The 18580-nt window shown below is 35.5% G+C and carries 19 protein-coding genes; 12 read left to right on the forward strand and 7 right to left on the reverse strand.

The features are described 5' to 3' along the window. Window positions 1-48: 48 nt before the first annotated feature. The 4 genes from SPD48_RS08675 to SPD48_RS08690 all read right to left on the reverse strand — a co-directional run bounded on the left by SPD48_RS08675 (window position 49) and on the right by SPD48_RS08690 (window position 4289). Complete coding sequence (locus SPD48_RS08675) at window positions 49-1332, reverse strand: TRAP transporter large permease (protein ID WP_336257696.1); 1284 nt, start codon at window positions 1330-1332, stop codon at window positions 49-51. Beyond that, a complete protein-coding gene (locus SPD48_RS08680) occupies window positions 1329-1829 on the reverse strand; it encodes a TRAP transporter small permease (protein ID WP_336257697.1) in 501 nt (166 codons plus the stop codon). The genes SPD48_RS08675 and SPD48_RS08680 overlap by 4 nt, the downstream gene beginning before the upstream one ends. A gap of 109 nt (window positions 1830-1938) precedes the next feature. Continuing rightward, the gene (locus tag SPD48_RS08685) at window positions 1939-2985 is read right to left on the reverse strand and encodes a DctP family TRAP transporter solute-binding subunit (RefSeq protein WP_336257698.1); all 1047 of its coding nucleotides are present in this window, start codon (window positions 2983-2985) and stop codon (window positions 1939-1941) included. Between the two features lie 26 nt (window positions 2986-3011). Continuing rightward, a complete protein-coding gene (locus SPD48_RS08690) occupies window positions 3012-4289 on the reverse strand; it encodes a peptidase (RefSeq protein ID WP_336257699.1) in 1278 nt (425 codons plus the stop codon). A 249-nt stretch (window positions 4290-4538) separates the two neighbouring features. Between SPD48_RS08690 and SPD48_RS08695 the strand changes: the two genes are divergently transcribed. The 5 genes from SPD48_RS08695 (at window position 4539) to SPD48_RS08715 (ending at window position 10216) form a co-directional block, all read left to right on the forward strand. Further along, the gene (locus SPD48_RS08695; RefSeq protein ID WP_336257700.1) at window positions 4539-5522 is read left to right on the forward strand and encodes a 2-hydroxyacid dehydrogenase; all 984 of its coding nucleotides are present in this window, start codon (window positions 4539-4541) and stop codon (window positions 5520-5522) included. Window positions 5523-5671: 149 nt separating this feature from the next. Beyond that, entirely contained in the window at window positions 5672-6313 is a 642-nt protein-coding gene (locus SPD48_RS08700) for a GntR family transcriptional regulator (protein ID WP_336257701.1), read from the forward strand. Window positions 6314-6347: 34 nt separating this feature from the next. Next, window positions 6348-7769, forward strand: a complete 1422-nt coding sequence (locus tag SPD48_RS08705; RefSeq protein ID WP_336257702.1) for an NAD-dependent succinate-semialdehyde dehydrogenase — start codon at window positions 6348-6350, stop codon at window positions 7767-7769. Between the two features lie 29 nt (window positions 7770-7798). Then, window positions 7799-8878 carry a tartrate dehydrogenase gene (locus SPD48_RS08710; protein WP_336257703.1) on the forward strand — a complete coding sequence of 360 codons (1080 nt, stop codon included), beginning with the start codon at window positions 7799-7801 and terminating at the stop codon, window positions 8876-8878. 36 nt (window positions 8879-8914) lie between these two features. Then, a complete protein-coding gene (locus tag SPD48_RS08715) occupies window positions 8915-10216 on the forward strand; it encodes an aminotransferase family protein (RefSeq protein ID WP_442962135.1) in 1302 nt (433 codons plus the stop codon). A gap of 86 nt (window positions 10217-10302) precedes the next feature. Here the strand turns inward: SPD48_RS08715 and SPD48_RS08720 are convergent, their stop codons facing one another. Beyond that, a complete protein-coding gene (locus SPD48_RS08720; RefSeq protein WP_336257705.1) occupies window positions 10303-10620 on the reverse strand; it encodes an MGMT family protein in 318 nt (105 codons plus the stop codon). Window positions 10621-10813: 193 nt separating this feature from the next. Here SPD48_RS08720 and SPD48_RS08725 point away from each other — a divergent pair, with 193 nt between their 5' ends. From SPD48_RS08725 to SPD48_RS08750, 6 genes are all read left to right on the forward strand, one after another. Beyond that, window positions 10814-12538, forward strand: coding sequence for an ABC transporter ATP-binding protein (locus SPD48_RS08725; protein WP_336257706.1), 1725 nt, complete (start codon window positions 10814-10816; stop codon window positions 12536-12538). After that, window positions 12528-14345, forward strand: coding sequence for an ABC transporter ATP-binding protein (locus SPD48_RS08730; RefSeq protein WP_336257707.1), 1818 nt, complete (start codon window positions 12528-12530; stop codon window positions 14343-14345). The genes SPD48_RS08725 and SPD48_RS08730 overlap by 11 nt, the downstream gene beginning before the upstream one ends. Before the next feature lie 3 nt (window positions 14346-14348). Further along, window positions 14349-15074 (forward strand): alpha/beta hydrolase, encoded by a 726-nt coding sequence (locus SPD48_RS08735; protein WP_336257708.1) that lies wholly within the window; start codon window positions 14349-14351, stop codon window positions 15072-15074. A 160-nt stretch (window positions 15075-15234) separates the two neighbouring features. Continuing rightward, window positions 15235-15747, forward strand: coding sequence for a YjcG family protein (locus SPD48_RS08740; protein WP_336257709.1), 513 nt, complete (start codon window positions 15235-15237; stop codon window positions 15745-15747). 2 nt (window positions 15748-15749) lie between these two features. Next, entirely contained in the window at window positions 15750-16175 is a 426-nt protein-coding gene (locus SPD48_RS08745) for a GNAT family N-acetyltransferase (protein WP_336257710.1), read from the forward strand. A 132-nt stretch (window positions 16176-16307) separates the two neighbouring features. Beyond that, window positions 16308-17030 carry a DUF421 domain-containing protein gene (locus SPD48_RS08750; protein ID WP_336257711.1) on the forward strand — a complete coding sequence of 241 codons (723 nt, stop codon included), beginning with the start codon at window positions 16308-16310 and terminating at the stop codon, window positions 17028-17030. A gap of 57 nt (window positions 17031-17087) precedes the next feature. Here the strand turns inward: SPD48_RS08750 and SPD48_RS08755 are convergent, their stop codons facing one another. Continuing rightward, window positions 17088-17360, reverse strand: a complete 273-nt coding sequence (locus SPD48_RS08755) for a hypothetical protein (protein WP_336257712.1) — start codon at window positions 17358-17360, stop codon at window positions 17088-17090. A gap of 216 nt (window positions 17361-17576) precedes the next feature. Between SPD48_RS08755 and SPD48_RS08760 the strand changes: the two genes are divergently transcribed. Beyond that, window positions 17577-18032 carry a CotY/CotZ family spore coat protein gene (locus SPD48_RS08760; protein ID WP_336257713.1) on the forward strand — a complete coding sequence of 152 codons (456 nt, stop codon included), beginning with the start codon at window positions 17577-17579 and terminating at the stop codon, window positions 18030-18032. An 81-nt stretch (window positions 18033-18113) separates the two neighbouring features. On the opposite strand, the gene SPD48_RS08765 is transcribed toward SPD48_RS08760, so the two are convergent. Then, complete coding sequence (locus SPD48_RS08765) at window positions 18114-18497, reverse strand: CotO family spore coat protein (protein ID WP_336257714.1); 384 nt, start codon at window positions 18495-18497, stop codon at window positions 18114-18116. Window positions 18498-18580 lie beyond the last annotated feature (83 nt).

An 18580-nucleotide genomic window follows, 5' to 3' on the forward strand; every position in this document is an offset into this window, starting at 1 on the left:
AGTGCGAATAACAGTAATTTGATTGGTTTACCCGTGCAAACAAAAAACTTAAGGAGATAACAAATTTGGTAGACCTGTTGATAAAGGTGGAAAATAAATGACCACTAATAGTGCAATAATCATCGTGATCAATATAGGAACCATTGCTTTTACAATCGATTCAAACGAAACTTTTCCAACAGTAGAAGCAACAAACAAATTAACACCGAGCGGCGGAGTTACAAAACCAATGGCTAAGTTCATAACTAGAATAACTCCAAAATGAATAGGATCAATGCCAATATTTGTGACAACTGGAAGTAATATTGGTGTTAAAATAACAATAGCGGAAATCGTATCGATGAACATACCTACTATTAATAAGAATATGTTAATAATTAAAATAATGACGATCGGGCTATCCGAAATTCCAACAATAAAGTCAGCGACAATGACAGGTATTCGTTCCCTAGTCATTAGATAGGCAAAAGAAATGGAAAATCCAATAATAATGACTGTAGCTGCGTTTGTTAATGCGGCAGATGAGAAACTTTCATACACGGATTTCCAGCTTAGCTCCTTATAAACAAACACCCCGATAATAAGTGCGTAAACAGACGCCACGGCTGCAGATTCTGTAGGCGAGAATAAACCTGCATAAATCCCTCCCAAAATGATAACTGGAATAAGCAATGCTAATTTTGCTTCGTTTAATGCCTTTAATACATCTTTGAACGTTGGAATCTCTCCTGTCCCTTCGTACCCATTTCTTTTTGCTGTTATATAGGATGATATCATTAATGCAATTCCAAGAATTATACCGGGGATAATTCCCGCCAAAAACATCGATCCAATCGAAACAGTACCAACTACTCCATACATAACAAAAGGAATACTTGGTGGAATTAAGACTCCAATTGAACCAGCTGATGCTGTAATTGCTGCTGCAAATCCACTATTATATTTGTGTTCTTTCATAGATGGGATCATGAAAGATCCAATTGCTGCCACAGTGGCTGGGCCCGAGCCAGAAATTGCTGCAAAAAACATGCTTGCCAGTACAGTGACCATGGCTAATCCACCGGTAATAAAGCCAATTAAAACACTCGCTAAGTTCAATAGTCTTTTTGAGATTCCCCCATGACTCATTAATACTCCTGCTAAAATAAAGAAAGGGATTGCCATAAGTGGAAAACTGTCTAATGATGTAAATGCTTTTTGAATAATAGCACTTGGAGATGAATTAGTTGCAAAGAACATTGTAAGTAAAGATGCCAATCCAAGTGAAAGGGCAATCGGTACGCCAATAAACATGAGAATAAAAAATGAACCAAATAAAATCGCGACCGTCATTTTATCTCCTCCCCTCCATACAGCTCCTCTTTACTCGTAAATAAAAAATACATTTGCTGAAACAATCGAATGACCATTAACGTTCCTCCAATTGGGATTGCTAAATAAGGAATCCACATTGGCACATGAAGTGATGGACTTGTTTGCCCACTTGTTAACACATCCATAACATATTTACTTCCTTCAATTGCTAGAAATCCAGCAAAAATAAACCAACAACTAATTGCAAGGAAGTTTAAGATTTTTTGTACAGTAGGAGGAAATAATTTTACAAACACATCAACTCGTATATGGGATTGTAAGCGAATTGCTAAACTTGCCCCAATCCAAATTTGCCAAACATGGAGATACTGAGCAAACTCCGATCCCCAGCTGAATGACGTTCCTATAAAATAACGGGATGTTGATTGAACAAACATAATTAGCACCATTATTGCCATTGTTAGGACGAGAATAAATTCCTCAATTCGCCTATCTAAAAGAACTTTGACATTCATACGTATAGCTCCCCTCACTTTTACCGTTCTAAAAAGATAGGTTTGATTGAACTTGTAGATACTTCTTCTACACTTCATCAATCAAACCACTCTTTTCTTCCTTAAATTATTATTTTGAATAGGAACGTGCTAATTCCATTAACTCTGTTCCAATATCATCTTCATATTTTTCAAAGATTGGTGCTGCAGAATCGATGAATTGTTGTTTTTGTTCATCTGTAAGCTCATTTATTTCCATATGTTCTTTAATTACTTCCAGACCGTCTTCATCTTGCTGCCTAGCAATCTCTCGTTGATAATCCATTGCTTCGAGAGCCGCTTCTTTTAACTTCTCTTGAAGATCCTCTGGTAAACTATTGAAAAAATCTGCATTCATGAAACCAACCGTAGCTGTATAGGCATGATTCGAAATGGTTAAATAATCTTGTACCTCGTAAAATTTCATTTGATCTACTAAATTAATAGGGTTTTCCATACCATCATATATATTTTGCTGTAAAGCACTATATAGCTCACCGAATGCAAAAGGAGATGCGTTAGATCCATACTCGTTAAATGTATCGATATGAACCTCATTTTCCATCGTTCTTATTTTAAGTCCAGCTAAATCTTCTGGAGATTCAATTGGACGCTTACTATTAGATAACTGGCGCATACCAGTTTCACCATAAGCTAGTCCGACTAATCCAATCTCCGGTAAACCATCTAATAATGTTTGACCTAATTCACCATCTAATGCTTCATATGCTGTATCATGATCAGGGAAAATAAACGGTAAATCCAGTGCTAAAAATCGTTTATCAAAACCTGCAACTGGTGCGGATGCAGCTACAGTCATTTCAATATTTCCTGCTTGTACTGCCTCAATCGCTTCACGTTCTGATGCATATAATTGTCCACTCGGATATAATTCAACAACGACCTCTCCATTCGTTTTTTCCTCTGCCAACTCTTTAAATTTTTCCATTCCCATATGAGTGGACCCAGTTTCTGGTGTCGTATATGTAATCCCAACTATATATTCGCCAGATCCTTTTTGTTCATTTGCTTCCACAGAGTCTTCTTCCGTTTTCTTTTCACTTGTCGCTCCTAATGTACATGCACTGATTAACATCATTAATAAAATAAAACCAAGTAGTTGATATACTTTTTTCATTAATTTAATCTCCTTTATGTAACCCTTTATTTTTTAATCGATGCAATTTCACACCATTCAATAATCGCCAATGTAATGATTTCAGCAGTTTTAAATAGTTTATCCAGTTCAACATATTCATCTGTAAAATGAGCCATACTTGTTGTTCCAGGTCCAAAAACAATCGACGGAATTCCTCCGGCTTCTGTAAGTAGTCCCCCGTCTGTTCCCCATGTCGACCCGGCGATAATAGGCTCTTCTTGTTCGACTTCAACGAATTTCTTTTTCAAAATCTCAAGCATCGGATGATCAAGTTCACAACCTCCCGGCGGAAGGTGAATTCCACCCCACTCAACCGTCGCTGGATACGTTTCAAACCAATCATCAATCTTTTTTAAATTGTCTAACATGGCCAAAAACTCTTCCTTTGCCTCTTCTATTGTTTCTCCCGGCGCTACACCGTAACGCCCCTGAATTGTAGCTTCTTCAGCAACTGAGGAAGGAAAGATACCTCCATTAAATTGACCAATATTAATCGGAATAGGAATTGGATTATCTTTGTACAACGGGTCTTTTCGTAAAGGTTCATTTCTTTTTTCTTCTAAATCCATAATTTCCCGAAAAACAATCCAGCCTTTTTCTAGGGCGCTGACACCTTCGTACCTTGTCCCACCATGAGCGGATATTCCTTTTACTGTGACTTTAAACCAAAGCGAGCCTTGTTGTTTAGGAAAAATGCGCATTTCACTTGGTTCAGGGATGATGGCTACATCGGCTTTATATCCTCTTTGAATTGCCGCTAATGTACCAGCACCACCAGTTTCTTCCTCGATAACGCTTTCATAAATCACATCTCCTTTTAATTCAACCCCTAGATCAATGACTGTCTCTAGAGCGATTAGAGTCGCCATATTTCCTCCCTTCATGTCTGTCGTTCCTCTACCATATAACTTTCCGTCTATCACCTCTCCAGAATATGGATCATTAGTCCACAAACTTTTATCTCCAGCAGGAACAACATCAATATGCCCGTTTAAAATAAGAGAACGTCCTGCTTCTTTCCCTTTTAAAACTCCTACTACATTAGGGCTATTTTCATAGTTGTCACGTCGTGGATTAAAATATTTACTTTTTGTTAACTCATCATAATCAGGTATCCACACATCCACATCCAACCCTTTTTCTCTTAATCGGTCGGCAACAAGCGTTTGAGCCTCTAACTCATTTCCTGTAGTACTAGGCTGTTGAATAACCTTTTGCAAAAATTGAACATATTCATCTTTTTTATTAGAAATATTTTCTTTAATTTTTTTATGTAAATCCATATAACTCTTTTCCTCCCCTTAAATAATCCTTTACTTCCAAATAGTGAAAGCGTAATCATTTGATCGATTGTCGACAGTCCACATGTTTGCACTCCATAATAAACGAAGATTTTTTAATTGTCAACATCATTTTAAAATTAAATTAATTCTGTCATTTACCCTTGAAATCTATCAAGGGAGTGTTGACAAATAGAAAAATTGATGTCATCTTTAATGCAATCATTTATTTAACAAGAAAGGAGTTAAGATATGGAAAAAATAATTGCCTATACAAGAGTTTCAGAGGCTGTTAGAAGAAAATTACAACAGACATATGATGTAGAATACTTTCAAAACTATGAATATATCGATAATCCATCCTTTAGAAAAGCACTTCAAGAAGCAAAAGGCATTATTGGTCTTGAATTAAACGTAACTAAAGAGCTATTAGATTTAGCACCAAATTTACAAATCGTTTCTAATGTTTCTGTTGGATATGATAATTTGGACATTGAAGTAATGACAGAACGAAATGTGATGGCAACCAATACTCCTGGCGTTCTAACAGATACAGTAGCAGATGCTGTTCTCGGTATGATGTTAGCTACTGCCAGAAGAATTCCTGAACTAGATCAATTTGTAAAAAAAGGAGAATGGAAAGAATATTTACAACTTGAACATTTTGGGACGGATCTTCATCATAAAACAGTTGGGATTATAGGGATGGGCAGTATTGGACAAGCAATCGCAAAACGTTGTTATTTTGGATTTGATATGGATGTCTTGTACTATAATCGTTCACGTAAAAAAGCAGTTGAAAAGGACTATAATGCTACTTTCTGCAATCTACAAGATCTTTTAGTTCAAGCAGACTTTGTCGTACTCATGGTTCCCCTTCTCCCTGAAACCGAACGAATGATAGGTGAAAAGGAATTTAAGTTGATGAAGGAAACCGCTATTTTTATTAATGGATCTCGTGGTAAAAATATTGATGAAAAGGCATTGTACAATGCATTAATTAATAAAGAAATTTTAAGAGCTGCAATCGACGTGTTTGAAACAGAACCAGTAAATCCTAATCATCCTTTATTAAAGTTAGAGAACCTGATAACACTCCCTCATATTGGTGCAGCTACGAAGGAAAATGAATTGGCAATGTCCTTACTGGCAGCTGAAAATCTAATTGCTGGTTTAAATGGAGACACTCCACCAAATTTAATCAATAAAGAAATCGTTCGATCGGTTATTCAATAGTTGTAAGGATGATTTTTTCTAATTTAACTCCTCCGTTTTTTGCAATATGTGGTAATTGACATGTTACAAAATACAATCTATACTTAAGAAAAGTGTCGACAATCGACCTTATTTCCTTTGAAGATTGTGGAAAGGAGTGTTGTAGTAACATGAGCCGTTTAATTGCAAAAGAATCATTAGGTGAACTTGTTGCTGACCAACTTAGGAGAAGTATTTGGAAAAGAGAGATTGAATTTGGAGAAAGATTGATCGAAAGTGAACTCTCCGAAAAGTTCGATGTAAGCAGAAATACGATAAGAGATGCACTTAAAATTCTTGAATACGAAGAAATGGTTGTAAGTAAGCCGCGGAAAGGTACATATGTCTCGCAATTTTCAAAAGCAGATTGGCAAGAAATCATAGAGTTGCGATCGCTCGTTGAATCTTTCGCTTTTGTTAAAGCGCTACCATCATTGGGAGAAAAGCAATTTCAAGATTTAGAACGTATTTTACAAGATATGAAGGAAAAAACGGAAAAACAAATTTGGAGCGACCTCTTTGATCTCGATATGAAGTTTCACCAATATGTTATTAACTTATCCGGCAATTCGCGGGTCATCAAATTATATGACTCAATTCAAGTACAAATTAGAACATTCCTTCTGTACCTGGATAAGTATTATTCCAGTCATGAAGCTTTTTATGAGGAGCAAAAGGAATTATTCGATGCTTTATTAACGAAAGACCCTGTAGTTGTTGATGAAAAGATTCGTACTCATATCGAATATGTTGAGGGACAATTTTTAGGATGAATGAATAAAAACTCATAAAGTTGAGGTGTAATTTATGAAAAATTTATTGTACATTGATGGAAAATGGACTGGAAACAATTTATCAAAAAATGCTGTTCATAATCCGGCTACAGGTGAACGTATAGCAGAAGTACCAAGAGGTGGTAAAGCAGAAGCAATGGCTGCAGTGGAAGCGGCATACAAAGCTTTTGAAGAATGGTCTGATACGACTGCTTATGAACGAGCTGCTCTATTAAAAAAATATTATGGCTTAATCATCGACCATGAAGATGAATTAGCGGAATTAATGACGAAAGAGATGGGCAAGCCGCTCAAAGAAGCGAGAGGTGAAGTCCATTATGCTGCAAACTATATTGAATGGTATGCAGAGCAGGCAAAACGAATCTATGGAGAAACGATTCCTACACATGATAAAAACAAACGTCTTCAAGTATGGAAAAAACCTGTCGGTGTAGTTGCCGCGATCACTCCGTGGAATTTTCCAGCGGCTATGTTAACTCGAAAAATGGGTCCGGCTTTAGCGGCAGGATGTACTGTCGTTATTAAACCTTCCAGTGACACCCCTTTAACTGCAATTAAACTTGTAGAATTAGCTGAAGAAGCCGGGTTTCCTAAAGGTGTCATTAATATTGTTATCGGTTCCTCTAGTGAAATAGGCGATGTATTCTTGTCCGACTCTCGGGTAAGAAAAGTTACGTTCACTGGATCAACGGAAGTTGGAAAGATCCTGATGAAACAAGGTGCTGACACGATCAAGAAGCTAAGTCTTGAGCTTGGTGGTCACGCTCCAATTATTGTACTAAATGATGCGGATATTGATAAAACGGTTCAAGGGGTCGTTGCTTCTAAGTTTCGAAATGCTGGCCAAACATGTGTCTGTGGTAATCGAATTTATGTCCAATCCGGAATCTATGAGCAATTCATCGATGCTTTTGCAACTCGAGTGAAAGAGCTTAAAGTAGGAAATGGAATGGAAGAAGGCGTCGATATTGGACCATTAATTAATCAGGCTGGGGTAGAGAAAGTTGCCCAGCATGTCGAAGATGCCGTAAAGCATGGTGCAACCATCGTAGTAGGTGGCGAGCAACCTAAAGAAAAAGGTAATTACTATAAACCAACCATCATTAAAGATGCAAATGAAGAGATGTTAATGATGAGGGAAGAAACGTTTGGGCCACTTGCACCTGTTCAAAAGTTTGAAACGATTGAAGAAGCGATCAGACTAGCCAATGACACTCCTTACGGTTTAGCTGCCTATGTATTTACAGAGAATCTCTCACTAGGAACAAATATAATTGAAAAATTGGACTATGGTATTATCGGTTGGAATGATGGCGCACCATCTGCAGTACAAGCGCCATTCGGTGGTATGAAAGAGAGTGGTCTTGGCCGTGAGGGTGGTCAACAAGGTATTGATGACTTCCTTGAAATGCAATATGTTTCAATTGGAATCTAATAAACTACGAGATTTTTTTGGAGGTAAATATGAAAAATCTATCAATCGCACTCATCCCTGGTGACGGAATTGGACCTGAAGTAGTCACAGAAGGTGTCAAACTATTAAAGGCTATTGAGAAAATGGATCCGAAACTCTCTTTTTCTTTTGAAGAATTCCCTTGGGGTTGTGAGTATTATCTAGAACATGGAAAAATGATGGATGATGATGGAATAGAGAAATTAAAAGCTTTCGATGCGATTTATTTAGGGGCTGTCGGTTATCCTGGCGTACCTGATCATATCTCACTTTGGGATCTTCTTTTGCGAATTCGTAAAGAATTTGATTTATATGTCAACATCCGGCCAATTACGCTTTTAAACGAAAGGCTTACTCCATTAAAAGATAAAACAAAAAAAGATATTGATTTTCTCGTCATCAGAGAAAACAGTGAGGGAGAATATGCGGGAGCTGGAGATTGGCTATATAAAGGAAAGCCAGAAGAAGTTGTACTTCAAACAGGAGTTTTTTCACGTAAAGGAACAGAACGTATTATCCGTTATGCGTATGAAGAAGCACGCAAGCAGAAAAAGTCACTGACAAGCATCAGTAAAGGAAACGCTCTAAATTATTCGATGGTTTTCTGGGATGAAGTATTTGAAGAAGTCGGTAAGGAATATCCGGATGTTGAAACATATTCCTATCTCGTCGATGCAGCCAGCTTATATTTCGTCTCCAATCCTGAACGGTTTGAGATCGTCGTTACTTCCAATCTCTTTGGTGATATTTTAACCGATATTGGAGCAGCAATTACAGGTGGTATGGGGTTAGCTACAGGTGCAAATGTCAATCCGGAAAGAAAATTTCCTTCCATGTTTGAACCTGTACATGGTTCAGCACCCGACATTTCCGGAAAAGGAATTGCTAATCCATTAGCAGCTTTATGGTCTGTTAGTCAAATGATGGATTTCTTCCAAGAAGAAAAATGGGGACAACTGATTCTCGATACAATTAAAGATATTTTGGAGGAAACAGATAATCTGACCCCTGACTTAGGTGGAAAAGCAACTACTTCTGAAGTGGGAGACCGCTTCGTTGAATTACTCGAATCCAATGCTCAAAAATTTTAAATATAAAATAAATCTTTAGGAGGAGTAAACATGTCGATCACCCAAAAACAGAACGTAGTAAATGAATTAACGGAGTTAGATAAAAAACATTTTATTCACCCGACATCCAATATGAAACAATTACAAGAGGATGGACCAACTTTCATCTTTACTGAAGGTGATGGTATCTACTTGAAAGATGTTGAAGGAAGAAAATTAATGGATAGTCTCTCTTCCCTTTGGAATGTAAACATTGGACATGGACGTAAAGAAATTGCTGAAGTAGCTAAAGAACAGATGGAGAAACTTGCATTTACTTCTACTTTCAGTAATTGGAGTCATGAACCAGTCATTCGTCTAGCTGCTGAAATTGCAGAATGGACACCAGGAGATTTAAATGCAACATTCTTTACTTCTGGTGGTTCGGAATCGAATGATACAGCATTTAAAACAGTGCGTCATTACTGGAAAATTAAAGGAAAGCCCGAAAAAAAGAAGATTATCTCGCGGAAACTTTCCTATCATGGTGTAGCCATGGGAGCAACAAGTGCTACTGGGATTGAACAGTTCCATACCTTTACTACTTCCATCGCTCCAGACTTTCATTATGTGGATAGTTCTGTAGAAGCATTAAAAGAGCTTATTACAAAAGAAGGTGCTGACACAATTGCAGCGTATATTTCCGAACCTGTCCAAGGTTCAGGTGGGGTAAACCTTCCACCAGAGGGCTATTTTCAGGAAGTTCGAAAAATTTGTGATGAGAATGACATTTTATTTATATCAGACGAAGTGATCTGTGGATTTGGTCGTATAGGTACGAACTTTGGTATTGAACGCTTTGGCGTCACCCCTGATATAATTACGATGGCAAAAGGAGTGACGAGCGGATACGCTCCACTAGGAGGAATGATTCTTTCCGATAAGCTTCATAATGAAATCATCGAAAAAACTGAAGGAAACTTCTGGCATGGATATACGTATAGTGGTCACCCAATGGCAGCAGCTGTAGCACTTAAAAACCTAGAAATCATTAAAAATGAAAACTTAATTGATCATGTAAATGTAATGGGTAAACAGATGCTAGAAGGATTTGAGTGGATAAAAGATCAAAATGAGATCGTTGACAATGTCCGAGGTATAGGTCTGCTAGGAGCAATTGGTTTAGAGAAAGCGACAAAATCAGCTGATCCGATTGGCCCTAAAGTCGTTTCAGAAGCTCTTAAGAAAGGACTCATCTGTCGTTCTGTCGTATATAACGGTCAAGACACACTCGCATTCGCACCACCATTCCCAATTACAAAAGAACAGATGGAAGATATGATTACGATCATTAATGAATCAATCAAAGCAGTAAAATAGCCTATTTAAAAATAGGAACCGCAAAGATGGAAAAAATTCTTTGCGGTTCTTTTAACAAAATAAAATTGTGTTTAAAAAAAGATCACTTATGTCGAAGGACTCCACTGGTATTTACTTAGATCTATCTTTCCGTTCCGATTACATATAACACCTTCCATTGCTAAAAGTTCCCGTTGTTCACTTCCCTTATATGTAATCTCACCTTGTGCGTTAATCACCCTATGCCATGGCAGATTATAATTTCGACTCATTGAATGAAGAATCCAGGAAACTTCCCGAGCCCCTCGCTTTTTCCCTGCAGCATTTGCAATTTGACTATACGTCATCACACGTCCAGCGGGAATTGACTGAATAATTGTTATTACTTTTTCAGTAAAAGGATTTAAATCAGTTTTATTATTCATATTACATTCCTACCTTTACTTGTAATGGCATGACATACCACTGCTAAAGCCGTACAATTCCTATATTAATTTTATCAGAATGCTTTTTATCGAATCAAGAATATATGTTTTCTCTTAATCTAGTTCATTGAACTCCTCTTCTATTTATGATTATAATTAATATACTTGATCTCTTAATGTTTGGAGGATATCTGTGAAAACAATCCTTTCTTTTTTAAAACCATTTAAACTATCCATAACTATTGCCTATACGTTAACATTTTTGGAACTAATCGCCGATCTTCTCTTCCCTTTCTTTCTAGGCATTATGATTAATGAAGGTATTATGAAAAATAATCTAAACACTATTATTTTATGGGGAAGTATTATGTTGGCGGTTACAGTTATTACTTTTATCGGTGGGATTATTAATTCTTATTTCTCTTCCCATGTAAGTGCTTCATTTGCTTTAAACATCAGAGAAAAACTTTTTACTAAAATTCAACACTTTACTTTTGAAAAATTGAGGTTATATCCAACATCTACACTCGTTACAAGATTTACAAATGATGTACGTCAAATCCAAAATACTATTTTTATGGCTCTAAGAATTATGGTGAGAGCCCCTCTCTTAGTTTTAGGTAGTATTATCATGGCTTTTATAGTGAACTTTAAACTTTCCATGATCTTTCTTATTACTGTTCCACTTCTCATTGCATTTATTTATTGGGTATTATTAAAAGGAAGTGATATGTTTAATAAAGTTCAGGAAAGCGTTGATTATGTAAATCGTGTCCTTCAAGAAAACATTGCAGGTATGCGTATTATAAAAGCTTTTGTCCGCCGTGATTTTGAAAACAAACGTTTTACTTTATCAAATAATAAATTGGCAGAAGAAACTCAAACCGCTTTTCGATTCGTTGAAGCTTCCATGCCAATCTTACTATTTGTCATGAACGTAAGTCTAGTTTTTATTTTATGGATTGGAAATAAACAAATTATCGCAGGTACAACAAATGTAGGAGATGTAGTTGCAATTGTCAATTATGCTTTACGAACTGTTATGGCTATCTCCATGTTTACGTTTCTTGCACTCGCTTTCTCACGTGCAAAAGCTTCTTCGGAACGGATTGAAAAAATACTGAATGAACCAAACGCTCAAGAAAAAGATAAGAATAATAACGATCAAATTACAGATGGAAAAATTGAATTTAATAATATAACATTCACGTATCCTGATCAGAAAACTCCTATATTAGAAGATCTTTCCTTCTCTATTTCACCAGGAGAAAGTATTGCTTTAATTGGCTCAACAGGATCTGGAAAAACTTCTTTGTTTCAGTTGCTTCCGAGATTATACGAACCAGATACAGGTACGATCTATATCGATGATAAGCCAATAAGCACCTACCCGATCGTAGAACTGAGACAAAGTATTGGCTACGTCCCACAAAATCCATTACTATTTTCAGGAACAATCGCTGACAATATAAAATTTGGAAAAGAAGAAGCGACTAAATTTGAAGTAGAACAAGCTGCAAAAGATGCGCAAATTCATGAAACAATTATTTCTTTCCCAAATAAGTATAATACGATAGTCGGGCAAAGAGGAGTAAATTTATCTGGAGGTCAGAAACAGCGACTGTCGATTGCAAGAGCCCTAATTCGTAGACCTAAAATCTTGATGTTTGACGATAGTACAAGTGCACTTGATTTAACAACTGAAGCATATTTATTAAACGCTTTACAAAAGTATCGTTGTTCCATGCTGCTCATTACTCAAAAGATATCAACTGCCAAACGTGCAGACCGAATCATACTGCTTGATGAAGGAACTGTTCTGGCAATTGGAACACATAATAAATTATTAGAAGAATCCGAACTCTATCAAAAAATAGTTGAATCACAAATGGAAAAGGAGCTTCCTTATGTCAAGTAGCGAATTAAAACAACCGTTTCAATATGAAAAAATTCCATTTGAACGATTACAAACAAAAAAAGAAAAGCGTGCGAAAAATACGGCTGGAACTATAAAACGCCTTAGTATGTATTTAATAGAAGAAAAATGGAAATTACTGCTCGTCATTTTGATGGTTTTATTAAGTTCGACTTTAGGTCTTTTAGGTCCTTATTTAGTTGGAATGGCTATAGATGATTTTATTGTAACAAAGTCAGCAGACGGGTTAAGTAGTTTAATTATTGTTCTTCTTATCATTTATGCGTCTTACTCTTTGGCTATCTTTTTTCAAAATTATTGGATGATCGGAATTGCACAAAATACTGTTTTTACTCTAAGAAAACAATTGTTTGAGCAGTTTCATAAGCTCTCCATTGCCTTTTTCGATAAAAGACAGCAAGGTGAGTTGATGAGCCGTGTTACAAATGACATTGACAATATCAATAACACCTTAAATCAATCTGTTATCCAAATTTTTTCAAGTGTTATTACACTCATCGGAACAGTTACTGTTATGCTTATTTTAAGTCCACTTCTTACTGGAATTACGATGACTATCATTCCATTGTTATTTTTAGCTATGAACTGGATTACAAAACGGACTGGTCCTTTGTATAAACTGCAACAAGATGATTTAGGAGAACTAAACGGTTTTGTAGAAGAAACTATTTCAGGACAACATATTGTTAAAACCTTTTCACAAGAAGATCGAGTCATTCGAGAGTTTAAAGAACGTAATAAACAACTTCAACTATCCGGTTTTTGGGCACAGACTATTTCAGGATATATTCCAAAGGTAATGAATACACTTAATTTTTTGAGTTTTGCTCTTATCGCTCTTTTCGGTGGAATATTAGCGATTAAAGGATATATTACCGTTGGAGTAATCGTTATTTTCACTGAATATGCTCGTCAATTCACAAGACCGCTCAATGAATTATCTAATCAATTTAATATTTTATTATCCGCTGTAGCTGGAGCTGAAAGAGTTTTCTCCGTATTAGATGAGGAAAAAGAAGAAAGTGATGAAGCATCTGCCCAAGAACTGAGTCATATTGAAGGTCATTTTGCTTTTAATCATGTATCATTTTCTTATGACGATACACTAGTTTTAAAGAATATAAATTTTGAGGTACAACCTGGTCAGACTGTTGCTTTTGTCGGTCATACGGGGGCAGGAAAAACGACTATCGTTAATCTAATTTCTCGATTTTACAATTACAATGAAGGTGAAATTTTGCTTGATGGTTTTGAACTTAAAGATATTAAACGTTCGAGCCTCCGATCACAAATGGCTTTTGTACTACAGGATACGTTTCTATTTCATGCAACCGTACGAGAAAACATTCGTTACGGTAGACTTAATGCAACAGACAAAGAAGTAGAATTAGCGGCAAAACGTGCAAATGCACATCGTTTTATTGAACGGCTTCCTAATGGATATGACACTATTTTAGATCAAGATGGAAGCAGTATTAGCCAAGGACAAAAACAACTTTTAGCGATTGCAAGAGCGATGATTTCTAATCCCTCTATCTTAATTTTAGATGAAGCTACTAGTACTATTGATACGATCACAGAATTAAAAATACAAGAAGGATTGAAACGTTTAATGAAAAATCGCACAAGTTTTGTTATTGCACACCGGCTGAACACAATTCAACAAGCAGATGTCATCGTGCTTTTAGAGAATGGGATGATAGTCGAAAAAGGAACCCATGACGAATTGATGAAAAAACAAGGAAATTATTATACGTTATACAGTGAACATAGAAATAAAGAGGTGTAAGAGATGGCAAGAAAGGGAAATATGTATGATGAAACAATTAATAGTGTATTTTTAAAGGAAGAGATGGTTTTAAAAATTTATGAACCTGAAACATTTAATTCTCTTTACGAAAATAATGTATGTATCATGCAAGATGGAGACGATTATTTTCAACTTGGAAGAGTTGCAACTGTGAGTGACACTTTGCATGAGGAAGAAGAAATTGTGAATACTACTTTCGTTGGTATCCATTATATTGATCGATTCGATCGTTTAAAAAAATATCATCCAGAGGGCGAACAATTTGAAGCCTATATACAATTTTTAGCTAAAGAAGCAGTTCCATTACTTGATGAAATCCTGCCAATTAATCCACTCGGTACTGTAAGAACTCTAATGGGAGATTCACTCGCAGGGACGATCGCCTTCTTGACAACTTTACGTCATCCAAATGTATTTAACAAGGTAATTATGCAGTCTCCGCTTGTAAATGAGCATGTCCTTGATGCGACTCATCAAGTAGAAAGAAAGCATGGAACTGAAATCTATCATTCCATTGGTTGCCAAGAGACTGCTGTACCTACAACAAGAGATGGACACGTTGATTTTTTAAAACCAAACCAGCAATTATCTACTATATTAGCTGAAAAGTTTTCTTCGTATCAATACAAGGAAATTGAACAAGGTAATCATACTTGGAAATTTTGGCAAAGAGAAATTCCCGATGTACTAAAATTGATGTTATCTTAGCCAATATTAGTAGAATTTACCCTTTTGTAATTAAACTTTATTTGGTATACTGAAAGCTAAAATCAAACAGAAATTTGTTAAATGGTGCTGAGTACTGTCTATAGATCATAATCAGATTCAGAAATCTCTTTTCGTAAAAATTTAAATTGGAGGTTTTATAATGAAATATGGAATTGCGATCTTTCCTTCAAAAGAAATTCAAGATGAAGCTAATGCATTTCGAAAACGATATGATCCACAATATACAAACATTCCACCACATATAACGTTAAAATCTGCTTTTGAAATGGACATTCCTTTACGGGACGTTCTTGTCGGTGAACTTAAAAAAATTGCAAACGAAACGAAGCCTTTCACAATAAATATTACAAAGGTTAAATCTTTTGCCCCGGTCACGAACACGATTTATTTCAAAGTAGAAACAGTTCCTGAATTGACGGAGCTGTATGATAAAATGCATACTGGAAAATTTCCAGTGGAAGCAGTACATCCTTTTGTACCACATATTACAATTGCTCAACATTTATTGGAAGATGAGTATTCCGATATTTATGGAAGTTTACGAATGAAAGAAGTTCAATTTGAGGATACAGTAGATCGGTTTCAACTCTGTTACCAGCTAGAAAATGGGTCATGGACAGTGTACGATACTTTTGTATTCGGACAGGAGTAACGATGAAAATAGAAATTGTAAAATCTGAACAAGAAAAAGAAGCAGCTTATCGTATTCGTCACATAGTATTTGTTGATGAACAACAAGTACCAATTGAAGAAGAAATTGACGATTATGAAGATGAAGCAATTCACTTTATTACTTATGATGAAGGCAATGCGGTTGGTGCTAGCCGGTTGCGATTTGTTGAAGATTATGGAAAATTAGAACGTATATGTGTTTTAAAACCTTACCGTGGAAAATCGATTGGGAAAAATATAATCGAACGAATGGAAAATGAAATTGTAAAAAAGGGCTATAAAAAAGCTAAACTTCACGCCCAAACTCATGCAAAAGAATTCTATGAAAAATTAGGATACTATGTCATCTCAGATGAATTTATGGATGCCGGCATCCCGCATGTTGCAATGATGAAGGATCTTCAATAGGAGTAAACTTTTTAAAGGTTTACTCCTATTTTATTTTTAAAGAATAATTTTTTTATTGATGCGACACTCTAAACATATTACTCAAATAAAAGTCAAACGATTTTCTTTTAATGTTTTTGAAAGGGTGTTCGTATGGGAACGGATCAAATGTTAACAATGTTATATGAGACCTTATTTGGCGTTTTAGCTTTATTTATTTTAACGAAAATATTAGGAAAAACGCAAATTTCACAATTAACCGCTTTTGATTTCATTGCTGCTGTCGTTTTGGGGGAATTAGTTGGGAATGCTCTGTTCGATAAAGAAGCAGGAATATTAGAAATCGGTTATGTAATTTTATTATGGGGAATTATCTTATATGCGATTGAAATGATTGCGCAAAAATTTAAGGGCTCTCGTTTTATTTTAGAAGGAAAACCTTCATTAGTGATCCATGAAGGTAATATTATTTACGAAGAGATGAGGAAAAATCGTATTGATATTAATGAACTTCAACAAATGCTTCGGATGAAAGATGTGTTTGCTTTGCAAGAAGTTGAATATGCCGTTTTAGAAACAAATGGGGAACTATCTGTATTGAAAAAAGCCGAATATCAGTCACCTACTAAAAAAGACTTGAATGTAGTACCAACGGAATCGCATATAGCAATTACGGTCATCACAGATGGTGAAATGATTAAAGATAACTTAAAAGAAGCAGGAATTTCAGAACAATTGTTGTTAGAAGAATTGAATCATCAAAACTTCACTGATGTCAAAGATGTATTTTATGCAGAATTTTTAAAAGGAAAGAAATTATTTGTACTACCGTATACTAAAATAAAGAAAAAACATTTAGAGAATAAAATTAGTTAATTTGATTTCATAATAAAAGTGTTAATCATGTATGCGACACCGATTAACACTTTTATTTTATATCTGCACATTAAATTTAGTTCCTTTTCCAACTAATTTAGCATTTTCCATTGCTGCTATATGATAAGCCTCAAAAGGGACTTCCTTTTCTTTTTTTACTTTTTTACTCTGATTATAAAATGGTTTCTCATTAAAATCATACATTTCTTTCAACTTATTAAATCTAACTTTATAAGGTGCACCCACATAATGAGGACCTTTTTTTGACTCTATCATACGATTTTGATAATTTTGGTACGGATAATGATTTACTGGTAAAATATATCCCATCTCTATCCCTCCTACCTCATATATACCCCTTGCTAAAAAAATTATGCTTATTTTCTGAAAAGTTTTATTATATATAGTTATCTGCTCATGCTCATAATATGCGAATGACCTAAAAAAATTTAAGAACATTGATGAATGCCTACACAACCCACCCATTCTCACATACTCTATTAATGACTTTAATAAGTCAGTATGTTTAAGAAAGGAGACATTTTCATGGGTTGTGGATCAGATCATAAGACAGGAAGCTGTGTATGTAATGTCCTCAAGGATATTGCTCGAGCTCAAAGAGATATTACTGAACTTGAGTGTGACACGAGTTGCGAAAAATCAATTAGTGATTTGTTGGGTGAAACAGAGGTTCGAAATGGCTTAGACACAGTACCTGTATTGTTATATTGTCGAGATGGATGTAAACCATTTAAAGGTTTTGGGGCTCACCCGAGAAATATAGGAAATGTGAAAGCTAGTTTTTATTTCAGAGTCAAGAGCGTAACAAATGATTGCTGTGCAGTCTTAGAATTGTTAAGAGATCCTAATGATAGTAACCCAAACCCTCACTGTCCAATCGAACAACACACGAAGAATTTAAAAACAACAGGTATTTGTATAACAGTTGATGTTAATTGCTTCTGTCATGTTACTTGTTTGCCAGCAATTTCTGCGTTTTAACAAAACCGGGCTATTTTTAAAGATACAAAGAATGAAAGCTCTAGGAAAGACACCATCGAGTGAAGATTCGATGGTGTTTTTTTAAAAACCAAGTAATAAAATATTTTTTATGTCTTCTTTCTTTATTTTCTTATTTTCCCGTCCTAAGACTTTCATCGTTATTTCTTCTTTATCTTCTTCAATAACGGTTCCTCTTATATTCTTATCTTCTAATACGACCTCACACCTTATTTGAGCTACCTCATTAGGTACATTCACTAAATAATCAATCTTTTCACTTACAGTCAGTTGTTTAAAAGAGCTATTGCGATCCTTTCGAATAGGTTCTTCAACATTTTTCTCCTTCTCAATTACATGATCTATTGTTAATCCAACATAGTTTTCCTGCATATATGCCTTTGGTTTTTGGAAATTGGGTTGATCAATATACAATAATGGCTCAATAATACGCTCACCTTCCATCATTCTTGTGCCCCTTTCATGATCAGATTCTCATCCATTATATGAGCCCATGGAATGAAGTGTGCCTATATAAGTATGGAGATAAA

This window comes from Pseudogracilibacillus sp. SE30717A, assembly GCF_037071985.1.
Taxonomy (GTDB): Bacteria; Bacillota; Bacilli; order Bacillales; family Amphibacillaceae; genus Pseudogracilibacillus.

Coding starts and splice junctions, on each gene's coding strand:
- SPD48_RS08700 (WP_336257701.1), top strand. CDS start 5,672: ATGAGCCGTTTAATTGCAAAAGAATCATTAGGTGAACTTGTTGCTGAC.
- SPD48_RS08730 (WP_336257707.1), top strand. CDS start 12,528: ATGTCAAGTAGCGAATTAAAACAACCGTTTCAATATGAAAAAATTCCA.
- SPD48_RS08735 (WP_336257708.1), top strand. CDS start 14,349: ATGGCAAGAAAGGGAAATATGTATGATGAAACAATTAATAGTGTATTT.
- SPD48_RS08765 (WP_336257714.1), bottom strand. CDS start 18,497: ATGATGGAAGGTGAGCGTATTATTGAGCCATTATTGTATATTGATCAA.
- SPD48_RS08750 (WP_336257711.1), top strand. CDS start 16,308: ATGGGAACGGATCAAATGTTAACAATGTTATATGAGACCTTATTTGGC.
- SPD48_RS08675 (WP_336257696.1), bottom strand. CDS start 1,332: ATGACGGTCGCGATTTTATTTGGTTCATTTTTTATTCTCATGTTTATT.
- SPD48_RS08690 (WP_336257699.1), bottom strand. CDS start 4,289: ATGGATTTACATAAAAAAATTAAAGAAAATATTTCTAATAAAAAAGAT.
- SPD48_RS08680 (WP_336257697.1), bottom strand. CDS start 1,829: ATGAATGTCAAAGTTCTTTTAGATAGGCGAATTGAGGAATTTATTCTC.
- SPD48_RS08745 (WP_336257710.1), top strand. CDS start 15,750: ATGAAAATAGAAATTGTAAAATCTGAACAAGAAAAAGAAGCAGCTTAT.
- SPD48_RS08705 (WP_336257702.1), top strand. CDS start 6,348: ATGAAAAATTTATTGTACATTGATGGAAAATGGACTGGAAACAATTTA.
- SPD48_RS08740 (WP_336257709.1), top strand. CDS start 15,235: ATGAAATATGGAATTGCGATCTTTCCTTCAAAAGAAATTCAAGATGAA.
- SPD48_RS08760 (WP_336257713.1), top strand. CDS start 17,577: ATGGGTTGTGGATCAGATCATAAGACAGGAAGCTGTGTATGTAATGTC.
- SPD48_RS08720 (WP_336257705.1), bottom strand. CDS start 10,620: ATGAATAATAAAACTGATTTAAATCCTTTTACTGAAAAAGTAATAACA.
- SPD48_RS08685 (WP_336257698.1), bottom strand. CDS start 2,985: ATGAAAAAAGTATATCAACTACTTGGTTTTATTTTATTAATGATGTTA.
- SPD48_RS08755 (WP_336257712.1), bottom strand. CDS start 17,360: ATGGGATATATTTTACCAGTAAATCATTATCCGTACCAAAATTATCAA.
- SPD48_RS08695 (WP_336257700.1), top strand. CDS start 4,539: ATGGAAAAAATAATTGCCTATACAAGAGTTTCAGAGGCTGTTAGAAGA.
- SPD48_RS08710 (WP_336257703.1), top strand. CDS start 7,799: ATGAAAAATCTATCAATCGCACTCATCCCTGGTGACGGAATTGGACCT.